This is a genomic window from Cognatishimia activa, from assembly GCF_001458335.1.
GTDB classification, from domain to species: Bacteria; Pseudomonadota; Alphaproteobacteria; order Rhodobacterales; family Rhodobacteraceae; genus Cognatishimia; species Cognatishimia activa.
The window spans coordinates 291011-299004 of record NZ_CYTO01000024.1 but is presented as its reverse complement, the minus strand read 5'-3'; the positions used below and the strand labels follow the sequence as shown (position 1 = coordinate 299004).

At 49.5% G+C, this 7994-nt stretch carries 7 protein-coding genes; 5 read left to right on the top strand and 2 right to left on the bottom strand.

Features of this window, described 5'->3' with window-relative positions; translation table 11 throughout:
* Positions 1-127: 127 nt before the first annotated feature.
* The 4 genes from TA5113_RS12555 to TA5113_RS12540 are packed head-to-tail and all read left to right on the top strand — an operon-like array spanning position 128 to position 4356.
* A complete protein-coding gene (locus TA5113_RS12555) occupies positions 128-862 on the top strand; it encodes a class I SAM-dependent methyltransferase (protein WP_082625975.1) in 735 nt (244 codons plus the stop codon).
* Entirely contained in the window at positions 856-1236 is a 381-nt protein-coding gene (locus TA5113_RS12550) for a GtrA family protein (protein WP_058316489.1), read from the top strand. Before TA5113_RS12555 ends, TA5113_RS12550 begins: the two co-directional genes overlap by 7 nt.
* An 11-nt stretch (positions 1237-1247) precedes the next feature.
* A complete protein-coding gene (locus tag TA5113_RS12545) occupies positions 1248-2735 on the top strand; it encodes a hypothetical protein (protein WP_058316488.1) in 1488 nt (495 codons plus the stop codon).
* Between the two features lie 7 nt (positions 2736-2742).
* Entirely contained in the window at positions 2743-4356 is a 1614-nt protein-coding gene (locus TA5113_RS12540; protein WP_058316487.1) for a sulfatase-like hydrolase/transferase, read from the top strand.
* A gap of 290 nt (positions 4357-4646) precedes the next feature.
* Here the strand turns inward: TA5113_RS12540 and TA5113_RS17095 are convergent, their stop codons facing one another.
* The gene (locus TA5113_RS17095) at positions 4647-4814 is read right to left on the bottom strand and encodes a Rossmann-fold NAD(P)-binding domain-containing protein (protein ID WP_165589525.1); all 168 of its coding nucleotides are present in this window, start codon (positions 4812-4814) and stop codon (positions 4647-4649) included.
* A 220-nt stretch (positions 4815-5034) separates the two neighbouring features.
* Here TA5113_RS17095 and TA5113_RS12535 point away from each other — a divergent pair, with 220 nt between their 5' ends.
* The gene (locus TA5113_RS12535) at positions 5035-5859 is read left to right on the top strand and encodes an SDR family NAD(P)-dependent oxidoreductase (protein WP_058316486.1); all 825 of its coding nucleotides are present in this window, start codon (positions 5035-5037) and stop codon (positions 5857-5859) included.
* Here TA5113_RS12535 and TA5113_RS12530 read toward each other — a convergent pair.
* A complete protein-coding gene (locus tag TA5113_RS12530) occupies positions 5856-7973 on the bottom strand; it encodes an SDR family NAD(P)-dependent oxidoreductase (protein ID WP_058316485.1) in 2118 nt (705 codons plus the stop codon). The genes TA5113_RS12535 and TA5113_RS12530 overlap by 4 nt on opposite strands.
* Positions 7974-7994 lie beyond the last annotated feature (21 nt).

The following is a 7994-nucleotide window of genomic DNA, read 5'->3' as shown; positions in this document are numbered from 1 at the left end:
TCTTGACCTTCGGTGGGCTGAACCTGGTCGCTCTAGGTATCATCGGAGAATACGTGGGTCGCATCTATTATGAGGTGCGCAAAAGGCCGCTCTATATTGTTCGTTCCGTAAAGGAGGGCCGCGAATAATGGAGCAAGACGTCTATGAACGCATGAACCAGCTCGAGGCAAAACACTGGTGGTTTGTGGCAAGGCGGAAGATAATTGCAGCAGTCATAACACGTTTTGCCGCTTTAGACGGTGCCGCGAACATTTTAGAGGCGGGAGTGGGCACAGGGGGCAACATTGCGATGTTGCAAAAATTTGGAGACGTTCACGGCTTCGAATACGATGAGTCAGCGCGCGCGAATGCAAATGCCAAAACGGGGTTGCCTGTGGCTTACGGGGCTTTGCCCGATGATGTTCCCTTTCATGAATCCAAGTTCGACTTGATCTGTCTTTTGGACGTTCTCGAACACATTGAGCAAGATGCCAAGTCCCTTGCGGCGCTATCAACCAGATTAGCTCCGACAGGAAAAATTCTCGTGACCGTTCCCGCTTATCCTTGGCTATGGTCACAGCACGACGTGAACCACCATCATTTCCGCCGATACACGCGCACCACTCTCAAAATCGCCGCCAAGCAAGCTGGACTAAGTGTCGATCGAATATCTAACTTCAATATGCTTCTGCTCCCCCTGATATTGTCCGTGCGCGTGCTAAAACGATTATCCCGCTCTACAGTCTCAGACGATAAAATGCCGGGCCCTGTTTTTAACCGCCTGCTTTCCACGATTTTTGCTTCCGAGCGGTATCTGGTTGGCCGGGTACCGATGCCAGTGGGCGTTTCAATCGTCGCCGTTCTAAGTCGAAATGAATGTTGAAAAGTATCAATCAGCTTAAAGGTTTTGTGGTCGTTGGCGCCCTGGCAACGTCGCTACACGTCGTGATAGCAACTATGGTTGAAGCGATCTTTGAGACAAGCCCGCTCTTGGCAAACTTCATTGGGTTTTCAAGCGCAGTAATGGCTTCATATCTTGGCCACACAAAGACAACCTTTGCAATTCAAGCTAGGCATCAATTCCATTTTCCGCGCTTCTTGTTCGTATCTCTTGTTGGCCTCACCCTAAGCAGTCTTATTACCCTTTGGGGCGTTGAAAAATTAGGGTTCTCATTTGCGGCGACAATGCTCGTCGTGGGCGTCGTCGTGCCCTTATTTACATTCTTTTGTTTGAAATTTTGGGCCTTGAGAGAATAAAGCGATTTGCCATGATTCAGTCAGATAACGAAAGTATTCAGTTTCGATCTCTGTTGTTGCTTTTTATAATTACAACGCCGGCAACATTTCTGCTGTTTCAAGGGCGTCTTATCAATCATGACACCGCTTGGTTTCTAATCGCCGTCGAACGCTGGATCGAAGGCGCAGAGCTTTACAAAACCATCATCGAAGTCAATCCGCCGCTGAACTTTTACTATACGCTCCCTGCCAACTGGCTCTCGCGGTTAACAGGATTGACGTTAATTGACGCGCAATACGCGGTGGTCTCTATTTTGATTGGCGTCGTTTTGGTCTGGTCGTTCCGCATTTTGCGGGCTCATGATCGCGCGTCTCAATTGCGTCAAACAATTTTTATGCTCATGCTATGGGCCGCTTTGGTGGTCCCTGCGCTTCGGCATTTCGCGCAAAGGGATCACTTACTAGTTATATTTTTGATACCCTGGGCCATTGCCTCAGTTTTCGACCAGAATGGGATGAATGGGCGAGGCGGAGCTATTCGTGGGTGCTTTGCTGCACTTGGTATATGTCTTAAACCCCATTTTCTTGTTTTTCCCTTATGCGTCACTCTCGCGTTGATCATAAGAGAACGCAGTTTACGCCCTTTGATATCTTCATCTAATCTCAGCATTTTTGCCATGGGGGCCGGGTACGTCGCATTTGTCTTCGTTTGGCACCCCGCTTATTTCACTGAAATTGTTCCCATGGCCTTGCTCACATATGGCGAGTACGGACACTCTAACAGACAAGTCATTTTTGGTATCGGCCTGCTTCAAATATCGTTTTTGTTCCTTGTGCTCCTGGAATGCTTGCGCCAATCATCGATTCCGCCTGGTCTGGGTATCCTTGCCGCGATGTGTCTGGCGGGGTTCGCTTCTTATATTTTGCAGTGGACGGGCTATCGGTATCAGGCGGTTCCACTTCACAGCTTTGGCCTGATATTGTGCGCATTTTTAATTCTGCGTTGCTCGGCCAATGCGGTCATACGCTCTGCCATCCTATGTGCTCTTATCATCTCCTCTCTTTCAATTCACCGTGGGTTCCCTGGGTCGGTGAGCGCGCAGAGCTTGCACAAAGTTCTGATTGAAGGCCCATTCGAAAACGGAATTACTGTATTGAGCTCATATGTTCACGCCGGACCAATTTTAGCTTTGAAATTGCAAACGAATTGGGACAACAGATACCCTGCTTTGTGGCCTGTGCCCGGTATCGTAAATGCCAGAGCGGAGACGGCGTGTCTAAAGCAAGCCGACGACTGCAAAGCGCTCATATTGCTCGCTGAAGAAACGAGGCAAAATGTGTTGGATGACTTAGAAACTGGACGTCCGGATGCAATCGTCTTTGACAAAAAGGCCGGTTATTTTGACGAACCTGGATTTTCTTTTGAAACCTTTTTACGGCGAAACGACGATATCTCGAAGTTCTTAGATCAGTACCCTGTCAGGGTGAGTACTGAGCGGTTTGATGTTTTGTACCAGTGAGGCCTGAATGACCACTTCATTTTTCATGCGCTGCGCGGTTCTTTTTCCACTTTTTTATCTTGTGTGGAGCTACCTTTGGTTCTTGAAGCGCAGCACAGTCTTTTATCCAAATGGATATTTACTTTTTGCAACATTTCTCGCTGCACACACTCTCATATTGTCTGGATCAATTCTCGTTCGCGGCAGCAATCCAAAACGTGTCCGCTACGAGGTAGTCGGGTTGTTATCATTTGCGTTGCTTGTCACCGTTCCTTTTGCATTTATGGGATCAGCATTCGGGCAAAGAGACGTTGCCAGTCTATTAATCTCCATTCAAGAAAACCAAATTGGTCAGCTCGCTGAGATCGGGTTGGAAGGCTTTACTCCATTAATCAGATATTATTTGATGCACATCATTTTGCTTTTAGCAGCCGGTTGGGTGGTGCTTTGGCTGGTGCCCGCGGGAACGCCGACGATTTTGACGATGGCTGTATTCCTGATCGGTTCGTCTCCTGGCAGCCATTTTGTGTTCAGTCATTTTTATCCAAACCCAGATCACGCATTGATAGCAGACAGGCTTGATAAACTTGCGCCACGCATTATTGCGGCCCCAGAAGAGCAAAAAAACCTCGTCATAATATATCTGGAAAGTCTTGAACGGACCTATCGAGACATCCCTGAGACCAAGGATGCTTTTGCCATTTTCACCGAACTAGAAAATAAGGGACTAAGCTTTACCGAAATCGGTCAAGTGGCAGGAACAGAGCACACCATCGGCGGTATTGTCGCGTCTCAATGTGGTGTTCCGCTTGTTGCCAAAGGAATTTATAATCCGCGGCGCAAAGATCCCATTTACGGCCATGCTTTGCCAAAAATCAGTCAATTCATGCCGAAATTAACGTGTTTAGGCGACGTTTTAGCGCAAGCGGGATATCAGTTAAGCTACATAAATGGATCCACTTTGGATCTCTATGCCAAAGGCGATTTTCTTCGAACTCATAGTTTTCATAGCGTTAGAGGGCTGGAAGACTTCGAGGGTTGGGAGAACGAGCCGCGCACCAACGTCTGGGGAATGAACGACGATCTACTGTTTGAGCGGGTAACCGACGAACTCATTCGCATGTCAAAGCAAGATAACCCTTTCGTCCTAGCGGCACTCACGATCGCTACGCATGGCCCAGAAGGTTACCCAGATAGTACGTGCCCTGAACCGGAAATGGAGCCAATAATCGCGACCGCAATCGCGTGTACAGGCCGTCTTGTCACCAATCTGCTGGAAGAAATTGAGCGGCTAGGTTTATCTGACGATACGCTTGTTGTTTTACAAAGCGATCATTTGTCGATGCGAAACTCTGTTCATCAGAGCCTTCTTGAGCGAGAAAGCGCGCGCCGTAACTTTCTTACGGTCCTTGGGACAGGCGAAAATACGATCATTGAGAAGCAGGGAAGCATGGTCGATGTCTATCCGACGCTTTTGGAATTGTTGGGCTATCAATTGAAAGAAGGCGCAGCCGGGATCGGTCAGTCGTTGCTATCGCAACGAGCTACATTTGTTGAACAGTCTGATCTTAGCACGCTGTCTAGCGCACTTAGCTTGAATTCTGATCTCAAAAAAAGTGTTTGGGGTGAAAACGGCAATTAGATCAGCAGAACCACTCGGCCGATTGATAGGTCGCGGTTTATTACAAAGCTCTTGTATGGCAGACGGATCGACCGGTGCCTTCACACCACATTGCAGAAAACGCTTCTAAAAAGTCACCCCTGATAATCTATATTATGTAAATAAATGCATTGCTCTAAAAAATTGGTGACGCCATAGATTCTACGCCCTTGGTTTCACTCTGAACCTGAGTTTTGAATTGATCTTTGCCTGAAGCCACCACGGCAAAACTGACAGCGCTTTAAGGCCAAGTTTTAGGTGCCAAGGGAAACTCAAATCAGCCTTTTTTCTTTGATCGACCTGACGACATATTTTGCCGCATCATCCGCAGACATCAGCCCCGGCATGGGCCCAATATGTTGCTCTGTTTGCCGACTTTGAATGTGGCCGGGATGTACAATTGAAATATCAATATTTGATCCCATCAATCCTTCGCGCATGGCACACGCATGTGCTGTATTTAAAAATATGACGCACTACTCGACTCCTTGAAGCCGGGCACATCTTTGAACTAATTTAGAAGTGTGCCTGTTTAACGATAGATGCGTCATTAATTGTTGCCCAGTGGCCGCTTGAGTTTCGCAGCTCTACCCTGTTTGGTCAGAGTTACAAAAAGCCGGATTCGGTTTGGATACGATTTTAGATGCTTAAGAAGTTCACATGAAACTCAATTGGAAAAGTGCAAAACCACGAGTCGCCTATGTAACAGGCGCCGCAAGCGGGATCGGCTTCGGTCTGAGCAACCGTCTTTTGGAACTTGGGATTTCGGTTGCCGCATTCGATTTGGAATTCGGCGAGAATACCAAATCGAAACTCGCTGATTCAGGCAAGGCTTCGGCGACCGTGCGTTTCTACACTTGCGACATAACGGAAACAGCGCAGCTTGAGCAGGTGATTAAAGAAGCAAAAGAAGAGCTTGGCACCCCAGATTTAGTAATAAACTCAGCGGGAATTGCGGCCTGTGAACCTGCTGAAAATCTCTCCACAGAATTGTTTAATCGTGTCGTCGATGTAAATCTGAAAGGGTCTTGGAATGTCGTGAAGGCGGTTTTGCCTCATATGGAACGAGGGGGCCACATTGCTTTGATTTCTTCTTTAGCCGGGCATGTTCCAAATTTCGGATATAGCGCCTATTGCGCGTCCAAATTTGGTGTGTCTGGTTTGGCCCAGGTGCTTCAACTCGAGTTACCTGCCCGAGGAATTGATGTAACTGTGGTTAGCCCTGGCACAATTCAAACGCCTTTGGTCGGAACAAATCATATCAATCGACCCACTATCTCGGAGAGGCTTCGGAATCTCGCAGGAACACTTCCATTAGAGAGAGCTGTCGATTTGATTTTAGGAGGGCTTTCTAGAAGAAAAAAGACAATCGTTCCAGGCACTCTCGCCAAAGCGATTGCCCTAGCGAACTCGGTTTTTCCGGGCCTATTTCGTGTCGTGGCCCGCTTTCTGCTTGTAAGGATATCGAAAAATAACGCCTCTTAACCTTCGGCGTTGGATTTGACTCTAAATCTGAATTTTGCATTTATTTTCGCCTGCCAACGCCATGGCAAACAATTGAGCGCCATAAGCGCAAATCGCAAGTGGCACGGAAAGCTTAGCTCTGGTCTGCCCGAATAAATTGCCGCAGCGATTTTTTCTGCCGCAGCTTCAACAGACATCAGCCCCGGCATGGGCCCAATATGTTGTTCAGTTTGCCGGCTTTGAATGTGGCCGGGATGTAGGACACTGATTTCAACATTCGTATCCAACAACCCTTCACGCATCGCACGCGCAAAAGCCGTCATCCCGGCTTTGGAGGCTGAATAAGTCGGCGCATCTGCGTGCGGACCAAAAGCTGCTAAAGAGCTGATAAATACCAAATGCCCAGAACCGCGTTTGCGCATGCGCTCGGTGGCCGCAAAGGACGCTGTAATTGCTCCGGTCAAGTTGGTCGCAATCAGCTGTGCCGCCCGTTCAGGTGTTTCAAGATTTCCGTCTAAATCGCGACCATCAAAAATCCCGGCATTCAAAATCAACATATCAATGGGGCCGTTTTTCCAAACGCTATCGATCCACGCTTCAGGCGCACCCGGCGATGAGAGGTCAACAGAGGCATAGTCAACCTCTGCACCCTTGGCGCGCAGTTGCTCGGCAAGCTTTTCAAATGGCGCAATGTTGCGGGCGCATAAAGCGAAGGAAATGCCAGGTTCGGCCAGCCGCAGCGCCAACGCAGCACCCAGGCCCGAACTTGCGCCAGTGATGGCGATGCGTTTTTTGGGGACTGCAGGCTTAGTGGCCGCCGCGCCCCAATCTGTTTCGACCCCGAGGGACTGAGCCTTTGTGAGACGCGGAGGAATGTCGTCATAAAGGCTGTGCTTGTGCAGATCATCCGCTTCCAGTCGATCTATGGCGTTTTCCACGAACGCTGTGCGGCCTTTGCCATAGACTGTGCCGCGCACATGGATCCCATAGGCGAGGCACTCCGTCAGCGCTTGCACATCCGCTGGCTCAGCGGGTGAAGGATTGTCCCAAAATTCATCGAGTGATCCCTGATAGGTCACGCCGTCTATATCGTAGACCGCTACGCCCATCGTTTTGGTTGGCACACCTGCCAGCAAGGAATGCATTCCAGTTGTGGAGTTCACCACGATGCAACCCGAAGCTTTTTTGAACAATGGTCCCAGATCGCCGCCATCAAGAAAGTGTACGCGTTCGGTGAGTCCAAAGCGTTCGGCAGTTTCAGAAACAAACTTCTCCCAATTGATCAATCCATTGTCCATCGGGTGGAGCTTGAAGATCAGCAGCGCGTCTTTGGAGGCCGCGCGTTTAAAAGACTCCATAATTTGGTTCACGAAGCCGTATTGATACCCGACCGGGGCATTGGCCCGGATCTGATAGTCCCCTTGCATTTGCAGCGGCACAATAAACTGCGGAACATCGCGCTTTTGAAGCGCCGCAACCTGCGCAGACGCGACCTTAGCGTTGTGCGCGCGGCGTATGAAACGAGGGATATAGCCAGGGAATTCTATCAGCGGGGAATGAACGCGTTCCGGCCGATAATGACGATTAAAGGGCCGGGTCAGCGCATTGGTCAGATGGAACCCCGCTTCTTTGATCGCCTCTTCCGTCGCAGAAATCGTGTAGAGCGGTTTGCGATTTAGCGCGGGCAAATCCCGCGCCGTTTTGCGGATTTGGGCGAGATCATTAGGAAAATGCGAATAAGCGGATTGCCCGCCCTCCTCCAAGATCAACCAATCGGGTCGAATATAGCCATATTCCATCGAAACACAGCGTACCCCCATCGCGCGGGCGACTTGCTGGGCTTCGCGGTGATAAGGAAATCTGTCCGCGAAATAGACGATATCCGTCGCTTGGCGCTCTTCTAAAACCCGGGCCAGATACTCTGGCCATTCATCACGTGTCCCTTTGAAACGCTCCGCATCTCTGCCGCGCCAAAACAGCATGTCGCCAAAACAGAAATTGATACGATGCACATCGTGCCCACGTGCTGCCAAGGCGCGGCCAAGGTCGCGAAAAGCGCCCGATGTGGGGCCTTGCAGGAAGACAAATGACCGGTGGGATGCCGAATTTACGCTTGGCGCGGTTTCAAATGACATAGGCTCTTTCAATTCGGCGTA